The 17,162-nt window shown below is 36.0% G+C and carries 22 protein-coding genes and 1 pseudogene; 17 read left to right on the plus strand and 6 right to left on the minus strand.

Annotated features, from left to right (window positions below; genetic code table 11):
- The first annotated feature begins 157 nt into the window (after positions 1 to 157).
- The gene (locus SB717_RS25005) at positions 158 to 268 is read left to right on the plus strand and encodes a small, acid-soluble spore protein, H family (protein ID WP_328246892.1); all 111 of its coding nucleotides are present in this window, start codon (positions 158 to 160) and stop codon (positions 266 to 268) included.
- Positions 269 to 537: 269 nt separating this feature from the next.
- On the opposite strand, the gene SB717_RS25010 is transcribed toward SB717_RS25005, so the two are convergent.
- From SB717_RS25010 to SB717_RS25035, 6 genes are all read right to left on the minus strand, one after another.
- Positions 538 to 765, minus strand: coding sequence for a helix-turn-helix transcriptional regulator (locus SB717_RS25010; RefSeq protein ID WP_053488389.1), 228 nt, complete (start codon positions 763 to 765; stop codon positions 538 to 540).
- Positions 766 to 1,087: 322 nt separating this feature from the next.
- Positions 1,088 to 1,567, minus strand: coding sequence for a MerR family transcriptional regulator (locus SB717_RS25015; protein ID WP_097826788.1), 480 nt, complete (start codon positions 1,565 to 1,567; stop codon positions 1,088 to 1,090).
- Between the two features lie 230 nt (positions 1,568 to 1,797).
- On the minus strand, positions 1,798 to 1,926 hold the full coding sequence (locus SB717_RS25020) for a hypothetical protein (protein WP_261590053.1): 129 nt from the start codon (positions 1,924 to 1,926) through the stop codon (positions 1,798 to 1,800).
- Between the two features lie 37 nt (positions 1,927 to 1,963).
- A complete protein-coding gene (locus SB717_RS25025) occupies positions 1,964 to 2,752 on the minus strand; it encodes a ParB N-terminal domain-containing protein (RefSeq protein WP_410905145.1) in 789 nt (262 codons plus the stop codon).
- Positions 2,753 to 2,861: 109 nt separating this feature from the next.
- Positions 2,862 to 4,163, minus strand: coding sequence for a replication protein (locus tag SB717_RS25030; protein ID WP_410905147.1), 1,302 nt, complete (start codon positions 4,161 to 4,163; stop codon positions 2,862 to 2,864).
- 580 nt (positions 4,164 to 4,743) lie between these two features.
- Complete coding sequence (locus SB717_RS25035; protein WP_043978009.1) at positions 4,744 to 5,307, minus strand: helix-turn-helix domain-containing protein; 564 nt, start codon at positions 5,305 to 5,307, stop codon at positions 4,744 to 4,746.
- 451 nt (positions 5,308 to 5,758) lie between these two features.
- Between SB717_RS25035 and SB717_RS25040 the strand changes: the two genes are divergently transcribed.
- The 16 genes and pseudogenes from SB717_RS25040 (at position 5,759) to SB717_RS25115 (ending at position 17,153) form a co-directional block, all read left to right on the plus strand.
- Complete coding sequence (locus tag SB717_RS25040) at positions 5,759 to 6,079, plus strand: hypothetical protein (RefSeq protein ID WP_043978010.1); 321 nt, start codon at positions 5,759 to 5,761, stop codon at positions 6,077 to 6,079.
- A 39-nt stretch (positions 6,080 to 6,118) separates the two neighbouring features.
- A complete protein-coding gene (locus SB717_RS25045) occupies positions 6,119 to 6,409 on the plus strand; it encodes a DUF5592 family protein (protein WP_043978011.1) in 291 nt (96 codons plus the stop codon).
- A 141-nt stretch (positions 6,410 to 6,550) separates the two neighbouring features.
- Positions 6,551 to 7,573 (plus strand): DUF3231 family protein, encoded by a 1,023-nt coding sequence (locus tag SB717_RS25050; protein WP_410905150.1) that lies wholly within the window; start codon positions 6,551 to 6,553, stop codon positions 7,571 to 7,573.
- A 189-nt stretch (positions 7,574 to 7,762) separates the two neighbouring features.
- The gene (locus SB717_RS25055) at positions 7,763 to 8,098 is read left to right on the plus strand and encodes a hypothetical protein (protein WP_410905152.1); all 336 of its coding nucleotides are present in this window, start codon (positions 7,763 to 7,765) and stop codon (positions 8,096 to 8,098) included.
- Between the two features lie 10 nt (positions 8,099 to 8,108).
- Positions 8,109 to 8,996: a hypothetical protein gene (locus tag SB717_RS25060; RefSeq protein ID WP_410905154.1), complete on the plus strand. Its 888-nt coding sequence runs from the start codon at positions 8,109 to 8,111 to the stop codon at positions 8,994 to 8,996.
- Positions 8,997 to 9,211: 215 nt separating this feature from the next.
- Positions 9,212 to 9,472, plus strand: coding sequence for a hypothetical protein (locus SB717_RS25065; RefSeq protein WP_410905156.1), 261 nt, complete (start codon positions 9,212 to 9,214; stop codon positions 9,470 to 9,472).
- A complete protein-coding gene (locus tag SB717_RS25070; protein ID WP_410905158.1) occupies positions 9,469 to 9,822 on the plus strand; it encodes a hypothetical protein in 354 nt (117 codons plus the stop codon). Before SB717_RS25065 ends, SB717_RS25070 begins: the two co-directional genes overlap by 4 nt.
- A complete protein-coding gene (gene mobP2, locus SB717_RS25075) occupies positions 9,819 to 11,015 on the plus strand; it encodes a MobP2 family relaxase (protein ID WP_410905160.1) in 1,197 nt (398 codons plus the stop codon). The genes SB717_RS25070 and mobP2 overlap by 4 nt, the downstream gene beginning before the upstream one ends.
- 2 nt (positions 11,016 to 11,017) lie before the next feature.
- On the plus strand, positions 11,018 to 11,455 hold the full coding sequence (locus tag SB717_RS25080) for a hypothetical protein (protein WP_410905162.1): 438 nt from the start codon (positions 11,018 to 11,020) through the stop codon (positions 11,453 to 11,455).
- A 46-nt stretch (positions 11,456 to 11,501) separates the two neighbouring features.
- Complete coding sequence (locus tag SB717_RS25085; protein WP_075422172.1) at positions 11,502 to 11,777, plus strand: hypothetical protein; 276 nt, start codon at positions 11,502 to 11,504, stop codon at positions 11,775 to 11,777.
- Positions 11,770 to 12,726: pseudogene (locus tag SB717_RS25090) on the plus strand (ArdC-like ssDNA-binding domain-containing protein); the annotation flags it as partial. The gene SB717_RS25085 and the pseudogene SB717_RS25090, both read left to right, overlap by 8 nt.
- A gap of 452 nt (positions 12,727 to 13,178) precedes the next feature.
- Positions 13,179 to 13,763 carry a hypothetical protein gene (locus SB717_RS25095; RefSeq protein ID WP_410905164.1) on the plus strand — a complete coding sequence of 195 codons (585 nt, stop codon included), beginning with the start codon at positions 13,179 to 13,181 and terminating at the stop codon, positions 13,761 to 13,763.
- Between the two features lie 45 nt (positions 13,764 to 13,808).
- Positions 13,809 to 14,231: a guided entry of tail-anchored proteins factor 1 gene (locus SB717_RS25100; RefSeq protein WP_410905166.1), complete on the plus strand. Its 423-nt coding sequence runs from the start codon at positions 13,809 to 13,811 to the stop codon at positions 14,229 to 14,231.
- A 62-nt stretch (positions 14,232 to 14,293) separates the two neighbouring features.
- The gene (locus SB717_RS25105) at positions 14,294 to 15,283 is read left to right on the plus strand and encodes a toprim domain-containing protein (RefSeq protein ID WP_410905168.1); all 990 of its coding nucleotides are present in this window, start codon (positions 14,294 to 14,296) and stop codon (positions 15,281 to 15,283) included.
- Positions 15,276 to 15,944, plus strand: coding sequence for a restriction endonuclease (locus SB717_RS25110; protein ID WP_410905170.1), 669 nt, complete (start codon positions 15,276 to 15,278; stop codon positions 15,942 to 15,944). Before SB717_RS25105 ends, SB717_RS25110 begins: the two co-directional genes overlap by 8 nt.
- A 648-nt stretch (positions 15,945 to 16,592) precedes the next feature.
- Positions 16,593 to 17,153 (plus strand): L,D-transpeptidase, encoded by a 561-nt coding sequence (locus SB717_RS25115; protein ID WP_410905172.1) that lies wholly within the window; start codon positions 16,593 to 16,595, stop codon positions 17,151 to 17,153.
- Positions 17,154 to 17,162 lie beyond the last annotated feature (9 nt).

Here is a 17,162-nt window from a genome sequence, read left to right on the forward strand (position 1 = left end):
TATTATATAAGTATATATAATACTTAGGCTCCTAGCACATAAGGTATTTAATGGAAAGTGGTCATCCTTCTTTTTTTGAAATAGAGGATTAAATGGATAAAAAATAATCAAAAACCAATACTGTCACTTTTATAAATAAAAAGGAGGCGAGATAAAGGTGGATGTACAAAGAGCACAAGAAATTACAGATTCAGTGGACATGGCCAATGTAATATATAATGGGAAAAGTATTTACATTGAGCATGTAGAAAGAGGAATAATAGCTTGAAGACAGTTAATTTAATAGAGAATGAGGTTTATTCTCTAAAACGATTATATGGGGACATTAACTTTAAAGATAAAAATTTATAGGCAAGTTCTTTCTAGTAGGAGCTCTAGATTGGTTTAACTAAATTTTATTAATTAGTTATAGCTTAAAAGAAGGCGAGATACTTAAAACAACCTTTATCTCGAACTGATCCTAAATCGAAATATAGCAACATAATTTACATTTCCATATAACACTAAACCCCATGTTATATATCATTTACATGGGGTTTAGAATTGAAAGAAATCATCAATATCTTTTGTTTTATCTACTTTTTGAACAGTGGCCATGATCTTTTTCATTACTCTAGGAGTTGGAATATAACCTTTGGTGTTACAAACTCGCCAAATAGTGTTTCGGGAAACACCACTTCGTTCAGAAAATTCACTTTGTGTAATTCCTTCTCGATCCAGCCAACGACCAAATTTACTGCGATTCGGGTTACGCCACCAAAACACATCTCTCACTCTCCTTTTTTATTAGCTTGTCCACTTTGCACCAAATTGAATCAAAAGTGTTTGAAAAATTAGGAATAAGGAAGGGTTTTTAGCATAGAATAAGAGAAATAAGATTCCTCTACACATGTTGTCGATATTTTTGTCATAAACATATAGCATGAATACAGTTAAGACCGCCTTATACACTGATACATAATGGGCGGTCTTTGTTATCGATATTCTTTACAATTGAACTTCACACAAAAAACCTTTTCCCTCTAGGCAGAGGAAAAAGGTTTTTTTGTGTGAATATGAGATAACGAGATACCATCATTCTAGCAAATCATTTTTCAAAAAAGGTTTTTAACCACTTATAAAAACTCTTCTTTTGTTGTTGTGCTTTTTTTAACGCCCGAATTTCACGAGCCATTGAAATTAATTGACGTTCGCGTTCCTCAAATTTTGCATCGATATAGCTTTGTATCTCTTTCATTTGCATCTCACGTGGTTCTAGGCTAAGGGTTTGCTTTTCAGTTGAAATGTTAGGTGGAGTGGCTGGTATTTGTACTAAGTTAAATTTTTTTGCAACGGTTATAACGGCTTTTTCTAAGGTCATTTCGGGATGAGCATAAATTCTTTTTAGTTCATGAAAGATGGTAACGTCGTCATTTGTATAAGCTAATCTACCTTGTTTTTTAGTAAAGTGCACACCAATTTTGGCAAAATGGAAGTTGTATTTTCGTATAGTTGATATGGGCAAACCAAGTATATCGGCTAATTCTTCGGTGGTATATGCTGCTTCTGCGGTTATGACTCTCAACATATGATCACCTCCTCTTATCAAGAGAACTATTCTAGGTATATACATAAAAACCTTCAAATAGTAAGAGGACCATATTTGGTATTTTGTCATTTTGCCGTTAATGTACCAAGGAACAGTTTTAGCTGCAGGTAAGATAGTGCGTTCACCTATTTAATTCATGAAATAAATAGGTGCCATACTTCCTCATTGCAATGGTTTCTCCTGCTTTAGCTTCTTTCTGTAACTACTTTTCATCTTCGTTCACATTTTTTCAATTCATGTTTTACCGTTAATAATCGACAGCCTAGTATTCTCATAGCCATGGGATAATCCAAGTCCACGTGCTCGATATTAGGGTTCTCTTTTTCACCTTGAGTCAAGATGTTCTCCCTCTACACCATTCTACTCTCACTTTATTTACTTTTGATATTCATAGACAACGGGAACTTGATCCATTTTGACCGTTTTGGCCACGATATAACGGCGGTATCCATCTTTTAAGACATTCGATCCTTTTTCAATCGTTAATGGCTCATCTAGGCGTCCTGTACGCTTCACAAAATCGATAACCTTTTGTGTTTTTTCAGGATTTGGGCGTGTCTTTAAGAACTCTTCAGGAACGATAATATCATCAAAGTTCAATAGATCCTGAGTTCCCTTCGGTTGGTTGGATAGTGTTGTCTTTTTTTCCTCGGCCTTTTTCTCTTCTGTAGGCGCTTGTTGTACTTCTGGCTGAATAGTCTTTACTTCTTTCTTCTCTTCCTTTGCTACAGGTTGAGAAACAGTTGCTTGTGCCTCTTCCTGTTTAGTAGGTTCCGTGTTCTTTTGTGTTTCAGAAGGCGCAGAAGCCTCTTTTTTAGGTTCTTTTTCTGCATCTGACTCATTCTTCTCTTTCTCATTTTTGTTCGGGAGAACAGTAATTTGAAAACAAATGACTCCTACTTCGCCAGGGCATTCATCAATGGGAATGTCTAACGTTGGTTCCCCTTGAATTAAGATCTTTTCATGCATGATGCTTTTCTTAGTTAGACCCGTTTTATTAAAGGCTTTCTTCGCAACAAACACTGTGTACGAAATAAAGGTACTCTTCTTTAATCCTTTAGGCGCAGATGGTGACCCTTTTTCACGCATATCAAAGGCAACATAGCGATCGTATTCACGTAAGGGTCCTGTAGCTGATCCAGTTAAGGTAATTTTGTGTGGCATAATAGTCTCCTCCTGCGTAGATTATTAGTTATTGTTTATTTAGAACACAGTTCTAAATAAACATATTCTATTAAAACATCAGCTTCTAAGGAATTTCTACTTTTTTTGACTAGGAAGCTGTGTCTTTTAACTGATTATGTTGACGTAAACATTCTTGTTCCTCTGGTGTTAAAGCTTGTCCTAAGTCCTGTTTCACCTGAGCTATCTCCAACAAGCTATACGTGGAGCTATGCTCCTGCAGCAATCTTTCTTCTTCTAGTGTGAGTTCTTGACCTAAATCTTGCTTCAGCTCAATCATTTCAAGCTTCTGCTCCAACGTAACTTCTGTTTCTTGTACACTCTCTTTTTGATCCTCTTCAGCTTTTAACCAATCAGGAACCAATTCTTTACGGATAATATGTTTCGGTTTGGCCAATGTTCTAGTTTCGCTTTCGTTATGTATAACTTCTTGTTGGTTTGCGTATACTGATGAATAATCCTGCCCTTTAGGATCTACGAATTCGTAGAATTGATTTTTCGCAATTTGATAGACTAATCGACACATATCCCCTAGGGATAAAGGATTGCCTTGTTGATTGGCTTCATGAACATATTTATCTAATCCAACAATGGTTGAATACGCAATTTCATGGACTTGCTCTTTTTTTATCTCAATCTCTGTATCTCGTTTCACAGCTTTTGCAGCATTTTGAATACGAGCATAAAAGTCTTGTAGTTGATGCCCATATTTACCTGCATAGACTTGATTGACTTTCTTAGGCACACCTTTGATATAGCTGAATGACTGTGAAACAGATATTAAATGATTATTTATATGATTTACAGGTAAATCAAGGTTAATAAAGGCATCAGGTGATTTATCGGTCTCTAAGCCTGTTATATCAACGTTTTCGGCCATTTCTTGATTCGTCACAGGAGTTGTCATAGGAGTTGTCATTTCTTCTTTTTGGACATTTTGAACCCCTGTCATGTCATGCGCAAAAAAGATCTCATCACAAATTTTGTCAAAGTTTTTATGACTTTTAAGGATAAATACATAGCTGTCAGGATGAGCACCGTTTGTGTCTTCTTTAATGTAACGAGAGACAATAATAAACGGCGTCATTTTTAACGAACGTACAAAACGAGAAACAGTGCTTTTGGAAACATTAAATTTTTTCATGAGCGTTTCAGAACGGATCGCTTGAATGCCCGTAGCCACTAGGTTATAGATGACGTGATCGAGCATTTCCATTCTCTTTTTAGGAAATTCTTTATGTATAGCTGATTGTTGTTGTTTAAAGTGGGTACGAAGAGTGTCTAAAAACTCTTCTTTCTTTTTCCGAAGTGTGGACTTGTTGGTCCATAGCCATTTGAACCGTCCATTAAAGGTATCTACATCTTTTAAATAGCAGGTTAATATCTTTGTCATTTGTTCATCTTCTCCTTTAAGGAACACAAAAAAGACACTGTTTCCCTGGAAAAAGGAAAACAATGCCTTGATTTTGATGAACTAAGCCCTTGAAATAGATGTCAATTTCATATAAAATAAAAACATAAGTTTTATTTTATAGAAAAACTAACTCTATTAACAAGAGACTTCGACAAGTGTTTTCCCTACCGTATTTAGGGTGAACGGTTTAAGAGTGTTGCTGCACTACTTAAACAGTTGAAGTCTTTTTTCTATTCCGGACATTTTTGTTAGTTTAATTATAGCGTTAAGTAGTCTCACAATTCAATAAAAAATTAGTAAAATATATCAAAAGAAGTATATTCAGCTATGCAGATGCCATATTAGTGTAGAGATGGAGTCCATCATATATGAGATTTTTAGTTTTGGGGAGGGGAATTTTTTTCCCCTCCCAAATTAGCTTAGAATGTGTTAAAATTGTTGTTTTTTATGCCAAAAACGTTTAGATTATGTAAATCTTCAAATGAGAATAACCCTTTTAGTAGGTGGAGACCAACTATATAAATAAAAGAACCCTAACGATTAATTCGTTGGGGTTCTTTTACTTACCAAATAGTTTTGAGAAGAAGCCTTTCGGTTCCTGTTGTTTGTCAGCATGAAGCTGTCGCATAGTATCTATCAACATTTGATCACGTTCAAGTTGTCGTTTTTCACGCTCTGCTTCTTTTTCTTCATTAGTTGCCGCCGTTTGTCGTATTACTTCAGCCATTGCCTGCATAGCATTTGCCATTTTTTCATTTTGACGTGCTAAGTCTTTATTTTGTGATTCCAGCGTTTCAACTTTCGTTAGGATAGTTTTATATGCTTCAGTCAATTGTGTCAAAACTGGAGCATTCTCATTTGTTTCCCCTTCAACAACAATATCATGACCTTCCGAAGCAAGCAAAGCACGAATATAGTCATTAGGATGCCCTTCGGCTTTCAAGTCTTCTATAAGTGACAATACAGGAAAAATAGATTCTTTGTATTTCTTTGTCCGGCCTTTTCCGACGGTGTGCGGTTCTATAAATTCCTTATATGTATGGAGCCAATCATAGACACTAGACCTTGAACGCCCTAGTTTGTCTGCTATTGCCGTCAAAGAATACACTTTTTCGTAGTCCATTACAAAAAACCTCCTTTGAAAAAATACATCATGACATAATGATAACATAATAAAAACGTTTTATACCGTACAAAACAAAATTTTGAACAAATAAAGGCATTAAGAAAACAAAAAGAGTCGTACAAAACAACATCTTGTACATCTTTCCGGCGAACATTCGGACAAGTGACGGCTTTAGTTGAACTTGTTGGGGTGATGGTTTAACTTGTCCGGAATGTAGTGTACATGTCGGGTAAGTTGAGTTCACCTTTAGTTTAACTAAATGTAAATCTAGATGAACTTAAAGTGAACTTATTTCGAGGCGCAAAGCATCGTCTGTATTTTATAGTGGTATTTATCTTTATTACATGAAAGAATTCAAACTTCTGGTTACGGCGGAAGTACAAGTGAAGGTGGCTCTTCTGTAGAAAACGTAAGCTATCCTACACCAACAAGAGAACCGTCTGTTTCCATGCCGACAGGGATGGATCAAGCCCAAGCACAAGTGGCAGCTACACAGGAACCTCGCCAAGGAAAACAACAGATTGAAAAAGACACAGTTCCTGCTTCTACAGACGATATTCCAATGCCAGATCAGAACCGGATAGAAACACGCAATATTGCACAAGTGGTAAAAGATAACTTTAAGGGAGGGGTAGGAAAGGTAAAAGAACGTATTGATAATTCGCAAACAATCCACAAAACAAAACGTTCTTATCAAATTGGACGAAATACAGGGCGAGATTTACGAAATCTTGGATCAAAGAAACGAAATAAACCAGAAGAGAAGTAACGCTTGTTACTTCTCTTTTTTATAGGGAGGAGAAGAATCATGGAAAACTATAACATTCCGAAAGAAATCTCGACGGAATTAAAGATTAATAAATCACTTTATCTCTTCGATTTGTTGTTCATTATTGGCTTACTTATGGTCACGATGATGTTACGTTTTTTTATTCATCCTATACTTCAAATTCCCTTTTATATCTTCATGGGCATATTTGGGCTATTGATGATCGTTAGACCAAGTACAAACCCTAAAAAACGGATGTATGAGGCGTTGTTGCTTACATTGGTACGGAAGAAGAACACGTATTGTGCCATTGATCGAGATCAAGAATAAAAAGGAGCTTATCATAAATAAGAAAAAACCATCCTTGGTAGAGAGGATGGTTCTGAATGGAGAGTCCAAGTTAAAATTCTCAAACTTCACGTTTATTATTAGCAAATTTTGTAAATTATAAACATGAATGGAGGATAATATATGGTAGAAATAAATAAATCATCGCGTCTTGCAAGCGCTGAAATCTCAAATCTTTGGAATACTTATATGAATGATAGTTTAAATATTTGTATGGTCACACATTTTTTACAAACGGTGGAAGACTCTGATGTAAAACCTCTTTTAGAGGAAACAATTAACGTAGCTCAAGGGCACCTAGTAGAAATAGAAACGATTTTTCAAAAAGAGGGAATTCCTAAACCAGTTGGGTTTCCAGTAGAAAAACACGTTAAATTAAGTGCGCCCCGTCTTTTTACAGATGTTTTTTATATGGCATATCTTCTACACATGAGTAAATTTGGGATGACTGCACATGCAGGTGGTATTACATTGGCCTGTCGGAAAGATATCCATCATTTATTCCATAACTATGTGGAAGAGGCTATTAGTCTTAATGGTGCTACACGAGAAGTCATGAAGGAAAAAGGTGTCTTTATTCGGCCACCTTATATGGATTATCCAAAGGAAGTAGAGTTTGTGACAGAGCAGAAATTTCTGACCGGATGGTTTGGGCACAAACGATCTTTACTTGCACTGGAAACCTCTCATTTATATATGACTTCACTTAATAATGAATTAGGGAAGGATATCCTTTTAGGGTTTTCTCAGGTAGCAAAGGATATTGAAATAAAAAAACATTTTATACGTGGCACGAAAATTACTTCAGATATTCTCTATAATACTCATAAGATGTTGCATGAAAGTGATATTCCTGCCTCTATGACGTGGGATACGTGTGTCACAGACTCTACTGTCGCCCCATATTCTGATCAGGCTATGCTTTGTTTTGTTAATGCATTGTGTGCACTTGGAGTTGCAACATATGGAAGTGCTATGTCCTTAAGTATACGGCATGATTTAGCAGCTCTTTATAGTAAATTTATTATGAAATCAGGAGCCTACGCTGAAGATGGAGCGAATATGTTAATTGAGCGTTCTTGGATGGAGAAACCTCCTCAATTTATTGATCGTGATAAATTAATACGGGAGAATAAAGAAAATTAGAGGAACCATGATTTATTAGTTATTTCATTTTTCGGAACCAAATATTTTTACTAAACAAATAGTATAACAACGTACAGTCAGAACGTGTTTTCATTGAAACACGTTCTTTCTTTTTGTCCATTGCTACAGGTTACTTCTAACAATTTAACTAAGTTCTATTCAAAAGTTAAAAGGGGGATACGTACTATCGTGATATTCGATGAAAAAGAAGGATTTGAGGAACAAAAGAAGGTTGCAAAATCCATCATGGACAAAGAGCTTTATGAGCAATTTTATCCTTCTGAAAAGTTCGTATATGGAGATAGTTACACTTCAGTTCCAAACGATTTACAGCTTTATGTACAACAATATGATGAAGGACAAGAAGAGGTCGAAGTGATTGCTGAATTTACGAATCATCTTGTCATAAAAGATGAAAATGTCGATGATCAAACGCATGACATTATTAAAGTTTCTCTACGGAAAGAAGAGAATAAATGGGTGGTTTATAGTATTGAAGAATTGAAAACAGAAATCATGAAATGAGGTGGAGCAGATGGCATTTAAGAAGCAATTTGAAGATTATCGATTTAATTTAAATCGCAATCGGTCATGGAAGTATACAGCAATGTTGATCTTTTTCTTTATCGGTTTTTTATCCTTACTGACATCAAAATTCTATTTAAAAACAGAAGATCCTTTGTATCATACCCAAACCTATGAGGCGGTTTCTTCAAACATTACTGGAACAGTCACGATTGAAAATCGTGTGTATCATCCGGCTAATGGCTCACTGGATATGGTTATCAAAATGGATCAAACAGATGAAGAGGAAGTAAGCTTCCTTGCACAAGAAAAAGCGCATCCAAACATCAAATTACCTGTTCATTTATTGTATGAAGATAATGGCTATTATGTGGTAAGAATCAGCGATTTATCTCCAAATTGGGAAGCACTTGCCTTTGATCTGTATCAAGAAAATGAAGAAAAAGAAACGGTAAATGTGGATGATATAACGAGTGATTCAGAAACAGATTCAACAGAGGAAATAGACGCTCATGCGTTAATTACGACACTCTATTCTGACCAACGAAAAACAAAAAGTGAAGAAGGAAAAGGAACAAAAAACAAGCAAGAATATGCGCTTTTGGTCAATGATTTAGAGAAGCAGTTTGTCAAAAGGAAAATGAAAAACTATGAAAAAGCAATCACAGTAGAAGCCAAACATAAGCGTCAAACGCAACAAGAAATGAACGAATTACAATGTGATATGAAGTACCAAGTGCAGGAGGAAAAAGCCGATACGGAATCAAAAATTGCGATGAAAAAGGATGCCATTCAATCGAGCGATGAAAGCATTCAGCTCTATGAAGATGAACAAAAAAGCTTGCAAGAAAAGCTCCAAAAATTGAATGAAAAGCAACAAGATTTAGCCATGAAGTGAAAAAAGAGGTGTCGCCACTAACTCGCCAATGTGTCGCCAGAGAGTCGCCGGACATCATTTTTGAGTCGCCAGAGAGTCGCCACTTTGGGCTTTTTGATGTACCCACGGTTTTGCTAGGCTTTGCCTAGCCCCCCACCCATGGTGGGGGCAAAAACCCCTTATGCTCTTCTCTCTGTTTTGGGGAGAGCACTAAAAATTGAGAGAGGTCGGATAAAATGGAAATTAAAGTTCGAAATGTTGATTCTATTGCAGTTAAAAAAATTGATGAAATGGCGAAAAGAAAAAACATATCACGTCAGGAATTTTTAAAAAGTCAGCTTGAAATGTTGGCTTTTTTTCATGAACAAACCAACAGAGAATTACAACTTGAAAACATGCTAGAGAAAGTTCTTCAAATGATGGGTCAGTGCTCAACAACAATGGAAAATATGAATGGCATAATGCATGAATTGATGGGAGGAGATGAACCGTTATGATGAAAGAGCGTATGAAAGTATCGTTACCACCTGAAGTGAAAAAGTATATCCAATCTTATATGAAAGAACATCACTTGTCATTTACGGGTGATGCGATTTCTTGTATCTGTCAGGAGCATGAGGAAGCGCAAAAGAGAAAGGATGATTCAATAAAAAGGATCGTAAAGGATGTTACTCAAAATATAGAGGATCTTTTACAGAGGGAACGACTTCATATTAAAAAAGAGTTGTTATATATGGAGCAAAATATTGAACGATCTACAAGGAACAGTTTAAAAGAAGTTGAGGATTATAGCATAGCAAAACGGGGTGAGCTTTTCGCTTCTTTATTGGAGGGATATGAAAAATGAATCAGTCCTCTGTTACACCAGGAGTCGTGCTTAAAACGAAATTTGTTACCTCTGATAAGAAAGAATTTCAGGAGTATGTGGAGTATGTTGATCGTGACGATGCAAAGAAAGATCAAGAAGCACATGAAAAACTATTTTCTCTTTATCAAGACTATATGAATAACCCTGATAAGACGTCCTCTTTATTTACAGAGTACTCAAATCAGTTAAATGAAGATGAGAAAAAAGAATTGAAAGGTTTATTTGAAACAGCACAAAAAAATAACAGTATCATGTGGCAAGATGTTATTACATTTCATAACCCTTGGCTCCAAGAAAATGGTTTATATGACGCTCATACTCATACAGTGGATGAAAAAAAATTGATGGAGGTTACCCGTCAGTCCATGAAGGAAATGCTTAAAAGGGAAAGGCTAGATCAGTCAGCTATCTGGTCAGCTGCCATACACTACAACACGGACAACATTCATATTCATGTTGCGACAGTAGAACCAAATCCTACACGTGAACGGGGCAAAAGAAAACCCAAAACGTTAGATGCCATGAAATCAAAAGTGGTGAGTCAGATTCTTGAACGTGGGCAGGAACAAAAAGAAATAAATGATTTAATCCGTAAAAACATGGTAGGAAGCAAGAAACAGGATTCCTCCTTTAAATGGAGAAATCGAGAGCTTAAACCACTCTTTTTGCACATCTATAATCACCTTCCAGAAGATAAGAGACAATGGCAATACAGTTATAACACGTTGCAACCTTTAAGATCCTCTATTGATACATTAAGTGAAAAATATATTCAAAAGTATCATGCAAAAGAGTTTGAACAGTTCAATAAGAAATTGGATCAAGAGGTAGAGGTGTTAAGGAAGGCATACGGTGAAGGAACGTTTGATAAGAAACGGTATGAACATTATAAGCAAAACAAAACAGATGAATTATATAAGCGAATGGGCAATGCTTTTTTAAGCGAAATGCGTGAGTATGATCGAAAACAAACACATATCAAAAAAGTATTAGCTTCTTCTTCTGGGGCAAAGCAAAAGTCCTATTCGGCTAACCATCTACCTGTACACGTTTCTCTAAAGAAAATGGAACGTGCTTTTAAATCAGAATATGAAAGCTGGAAAAATCGACAACATTATGAGCGTTTGCAAAAAGATATTGAACAAAATCGTGAAGTCGAAAGGGGTTATTAAAAATGGAGAAATACAGACATAAGGTGACAGTGGATGAAGAAACAGAGGCATACATTCAAGAGTATATGAAGGAACATAAACTTCGTTTTGCTTCAGAAGCGATTATTGATATTTGTGAGAAATATAGAAAGATTCAAGAACAAGAATGGTCATTGAAATATATTTCTGAAGTCGTTGGCAATAGCCTACATGATGTCATCAAAGAAGAACTAAAAAAGATTCGTCTTGGCGCAAACAGTGCGGATAAAAACACACAAATTTTAATTGAGTATATGAATGGATTATTTGCTCATCATGGTTTTAAAGGACTTATGACGACAAGTATGAGGGAAATGGATAGTACACGAATTGCGCGAGAAGTTGTCGGAAATCGTATTGCTCATCAACGTCAAAAGAAGGTTGATGCAGAAGAATCAAGAGGGAAACAACCATCTCATTGATGGATTTATATAAAGATAGATTTAAAAATGTAGAGGAGGAATGAATATGTTTTTTAATAAAGATTTAGTGTTAGCTTCAATTAAAGCTGTAGGAGAGGATCATGCCATTGTACAGTATCAAGACAAAGAAGTAGAGGTGAATTTAAGTCCAGAAGAAGCGAAGGAGTTTCATCAATATGTGGTGCATCAAGAGAATATGTTGGTACCAATGAATATTAAAACACAGAAGCTTTTTGTGGATTTAGAAGAACCGTGGTATGAACAAGAATTAGAAGAACTAAAGGGGATCTCCTATCAAGAAGAGGAGGGGGAAGATGAGTAAAACCTATGCGAAAAAATCTGTGGAAGATAAGCGTAAAGAGGTTGAAGAGCTAACGAAAGGGATGGAACAAAAAGTAGATCAGCATTTTCATTCTGCCGAAGAATTAAAAGACTATTTATCTTTTATGGGTAAGTTTTATCAATACTCCATGTCAAACACAGCCCTTATTCAGGAACAGTTCTTTGGTGCTCAAGCTGTTGGATCATTTAAATTTTGGAAAGATAAAGGGTTCTCTGTCAATAAAGGGGAGAAAGGCATTAAAATTCTTGTGCCAAATAAAACCGTTCCCAAATTTAAAGATGAAAATGGGAAATTAAAGTCCATTAATAAAGCCACTCCTCAAGAAAAGAAGCTGATTCAAGAGGGAAAAAAAGAAGTCACTCAAGGCCGACTGTACTTTTCAGTCGGACATGTTTTCGACGTCAGTCAAACGAATGCGACGACTAATGATTTACCTAAGATTTTTCCAAATCGTTGGTTAGAAGGCAATGTGGAGGATTACAAGGCGCTTTATAAAGGAATGGAAGCTATTGCTGAAAAGAATGGTATTTCTATTATTGCTCCTAAAGAAGAACTAGGCAGCGCAAAAGGCGTATCTTACACGTTAACAAAAGAAGTTGCGCTAAATTCTCGTAATTCAGAAAAGCAAAATGTAAAAACAATGCTTCATGAACTCACACATGCCAAACTTCATACAAAGGACACATATCTAAACTATACAGCTGCGGAAAAAGAATTTCAGGCAGAAATGACAGCTTACACAGTTTCATCTTATTTTGGGATCGACACCAGTTCTTATTCGTTGGATTACCTCTCAAATTGGACAAAAGGAAAGACCTTTGAAGATAAAACAAAACTCTTAAAAGAAGTACATGAAACATCAGTTGGCTTTATTGAAACCATTGAAGATACCTTAGTCAAAGAACGAGAAAAAAATCAGTCACCAGAAAAAAGTGATGATAAACAGCAGCAAGGAGATCCTCTTTCTTCTGAAAATGTACAAGAGAAAATGAAAGAAGGATATGAAGATTATAAACAAAAACAGCAACAGGAATCATCACAAAATGTAGATAGCATATTAGATCGTGTCACGGCTGAAGAAAAGTATTATTCAACCAAAACACAAGCGATTAAAAACGGATGGATGACAAAGGAAGAAGTCGTGAAACTTGAGCATCAGATTGGTTCAACTATGACTAAAAACGAGAAGGGGATCATCAATGGTCAAGTTCAAGAACAATCTCTTACTTTTCAAGACCGTATGGAAGTGGGCAGTCAAATGCAATTCCAAAAACGTACAGGCACCGTCAAAAAGAAAAAAGAAGAACAGGAACTCGAAAGGTAAGGGAGCGTAAAGAGCTCTCTTTTTTATTGCCTAAATACTACTTAAATGGAGGAAGAATGATGAAAAAAATTACGTCTCTTTCAAATGACCAATTTAAAACGCTTGTTTCCGATAAACGAGAATTAAAGAAGTTTATGAAGCACCCACAAAATGAAAAAATCGAGGCAGATTGGGCGAACATCAGTGAGAAACAGCTGCAAGACATACCTTCGGGCGCTGTTTACTTAACACAATCAGCTATAGGAGGGGAAAAACCGCAGGTTTTACTTGTTTCCACGGATGAAAAAGGACAAAAACAAGCTTATGAAAGTGAAACAACACTTGATTTTTTGAAGAGTCATGATGTGAATCCTGTTTTAGAGAAAGATCGAGAAACGCAGCTCAAAACAAGCTATATTACGTTTTTACAGGCTCATGACAAAGAGAAACCTCAAGATATTGATAGTATGTTAGCTCGTGTGAATGCAGAAAACGATTATGTCATGTTGAAATCAAGTGCTTTAAAGGAAAATACGTTCACTCCTGACCAATTGAAAGGCATGGAGAACGAGCTTTCTCATCAGTTCCAAGCACGAAAACAGGCACAAGAGAAGGACCGATATCAAGAAGATTACAAACAAGAGGTACTAGAAGTTCTGTAGCAGCCTAGTGACGAAGCACAGTATAAGCAACTGTTTAAGCAAAGCTTGTTAGCCCAATTAGGCATATCAGATGAAAAAGATTCTTCTAAAGAAGCGAAAAAGGAAGCTGAACCAGAAAAAGCTCCTGTCGAAAAGCAGCTGAAGCAAGAAACACCTCAAGAGAAAGAGCAGCGTTTGGCCAAAATGAAGGAGTTTGAACAAAAGCATTCCTTTGATAAGGTGTACAAATTAAAAAAAGAAGTGCTGCAGGAATTAAAAGAGTTGAATTTGACTGATTCTCAACGTGAGAAATTAACGAAACTCGAAAAAGCGTTAGATACGGAGAAAAAGGATCATGACAAACAGAAAAAAGAAGAGAAATCACAAAATGGATTCACCAAATTTTTCGCACGGAATAATGGAGCATTTTCTTCAAAAAAAACGGAAATATACCCAAGAAATAGAACGCTAAAAATGGCAAAAGATTAAAAATGACTGAGGGGGGCTGAAAAGCTCCCTTTTTGCATAGGGTGAAGTGAGGGAGGGATTAGATGGGAGAACGAAAACACGTCAAGGAGGAGGAGATTATGAAAGCAAGAGATATTGATTTGTTGTCGTATCTAGAAGCCAAAGGCGAAACCTTTGTAAAAGAAGGAAATTATTATCGTCATACGGAACATGATAGCTTACTCATCAAAGGAAATATGTACGCTTGGAATAGCCGGAATGAAACAGGATACGGGGCAATCAGTTTCGCTCAAATGTATTATGGGATGTCGTTCCCACAAGCTGTATTAGATATCAATAAAGGCGATTATAAAGAGCTTTCTCATTCTCACGAACAGCAGACTAATTCCAAATCTAACGAGCCTTTTCGCTATCCAAAAGAGTTAGAAGTGAAGGATCAAAGCAAAGTAAAAAATTATCTCATAAAAGAACGTAAAATAGATCCTCGGTTAGTGAACTGGCTCCTTCAAAAAGATTTAATCGCCCAGGACAAACGAAACAATGTGGTATTTAAATGGCGTGAGCATGGAGGTAAAGGAGAGGTGATTGGGGCGGATCGACAGGGAACAGCTTCGATAAAAAATAAACGAGGTTCTTTTAAACAAGTCTTACCGAACGATAACCCACATACAGGCTTTTCAGTTGATGTTGGTCGCCCAAACAAGATTCATTTCTTTGAAAGCCCAATTGATCTTCTTTCTTATTGGAGTATACAAGAGAATAGTTTGCAGAATACACGCCTTATTAGTATGAATGGCTTAAAACCTAAAACTGTTGCTCAATCTTATATCGAAGCTCGAAGAGAAGGCTTAAGCATTCAAGAAATGGTGTTAGCTGTCGATAATGACCAAGGAGGAAAAGAATTTATTGACAAAATGAACCAAATCGTGAATGCTGATTTAATAAGAGCAGATATTCCAAAGGGAGCGAAAGATTGGAACGAAGAATTAAAAAAGAATGGAAAAAGCATTCAACCTGTAGCATCACGTCTCCGGAATAAACAAACAGAACAGGAGCTTTCAATGAATGGATAAAGTGTTTCAAAGTGTGTTTTACCTTTTTCTTATCATCATTTTATTTAAACTTTCTCAATTTGCTTACCGTGTGATTCGTGAACGGAGGTATATGAAAGAGTTAGCTCAATCAGGTATGCCTTATATTGATAAGATGGATGGGTATCAATTTGAGGTATATTTGCGAGCACTTTTTCAACAACTAGGATACAAACCACAAATAACGCCAAAATCAGGTGATTTTGGGGCTGATCTAGTGATGAAAGGTAAAGAAAAAGTTGTGATTCAAGCCAAACGGTATAGTGCTAAAAATAGGGTCAGTCTTTCAGCAGTACAAGAAGTGTACGCGGCAAAAGCTTATTATAAAGCGAATCAAGCGTGGGTTGTGACCAATAGTTATTTCACGAAACAAGCAAAAGAGCTTGCAGCTGCATGTGATGTGACCTTAGTAGATCGTGCGGATCTTCAAAAGTTTATTAATGAAGTCAATCCTGTTTTTAAGGCACGAGAAATCTTTGAAAATATCACACCGGAACCTCGTAAGTGTCCTAAATGTGGGCAGGATTTAGTTGTACGAGATGGAAATGGCACTCGCTTTTTTGGCTGTTCCTCTTTTCCTGAGTGTCGTCATACAGAGAAAATCAATAAGGAAATAAGTAAGAGCAGACCTTCATTAAAGTAGGGTCTGTTTTTTCTTTCTCTAAAAAGGAGCCGATATTATGAGTTCATACACTGGTCTTAACTGATTGGTGAAAGGATATTTTTGTATAACTCATTAGATTCATCACATAATAACAGTGTAATGGTATTGTTCTCTTTCAAAAGAGATTCAATCACACTTACCCTACTTCAATCTTCCTTCTAACTAACTGATTGAGTGGGGTTCTTTTATATATATATTTTAAGACGCTGAAATTGCATCGAATGAGTAGTTATACGCAAAACAAAAGTTAATTTTGTTAGAGAGCGTTTCTCTGTAAGGAATAGAACTGAAATAGTGCCTAATAAAGAATAAAAACAGATGGGTTTCAAATAATATTGTTAGTTCACAAATAACCGGAGGTTTACTATGCGTTCAAATAATAATTTTGTGGTACTGCTATTCTTTTCTATTTTGGGTGTGGTTGCTACCACTGTTTTCAGTAGTGTTATTATTTCTCAGAATAACCGTCTATTAAGGGACAGAAAACAAAGATAAAATAAAAAGAGGTCAATTTGTTTTACAACAAATTGACCTCTTTATTTATTAAATAATTGTTACGATGAGCATCTTTCCATTTGGAAGGTGCTTTTTCGTTTTTTATAAAAATTAAAAAAGAGGAGAGTTTTTATGAAGAACATTTTTATTAAATCAATGACCGTTCTTACGTTACTAATGGTCGCATTATGTGGGGTCAATCAAGGGAAAACAGAAGCAGCAAGTAAACCAGCGAATCAAGATTTAATCATCATTAACAAGTACTACAACAAGCTTGCGTATTTTCATAATGGTTATATTGAAATTGTTGATCCAGTAGCAACGGGTAAAACATGGGACAAAACACCAGTTGGCTTTTTTAAAGTGGTGAACAAGATTAAAAACCGTCCTTACTATACAGGACATATTCCTGGGGGCGATCCTCGCAACCCATTAGGAAAACGTTGGTTAGGATTAAATGCAAATGGTACGTATGGCGATACATACGGCATTCACGGCAATAACAATGAAAGCAGCATTGGAAAATACGTGAGTCAAGGTTGTGTGAGAATGCATAATGCAGACATCGAAAAGTTTTATGATAAAGTCCAAGTAGGCATACCGGTTGCCATTACGTATTCTTATAAAAGCTTCGTTGATCTTACGAGCGTATACGGATATAAATTCAAAGGCTACAAGATGAAAAACAATTAATATCTGAGC

Source organism: Priestia sp. SIMBA_032, from assembly GCF_046535215.1.
Taxonomy (GTDB): Bacteria; Bacillota; Bacilli; order Bacillales; family Bacillaceae_H; genus Priestia; species Priestia aryabhattai.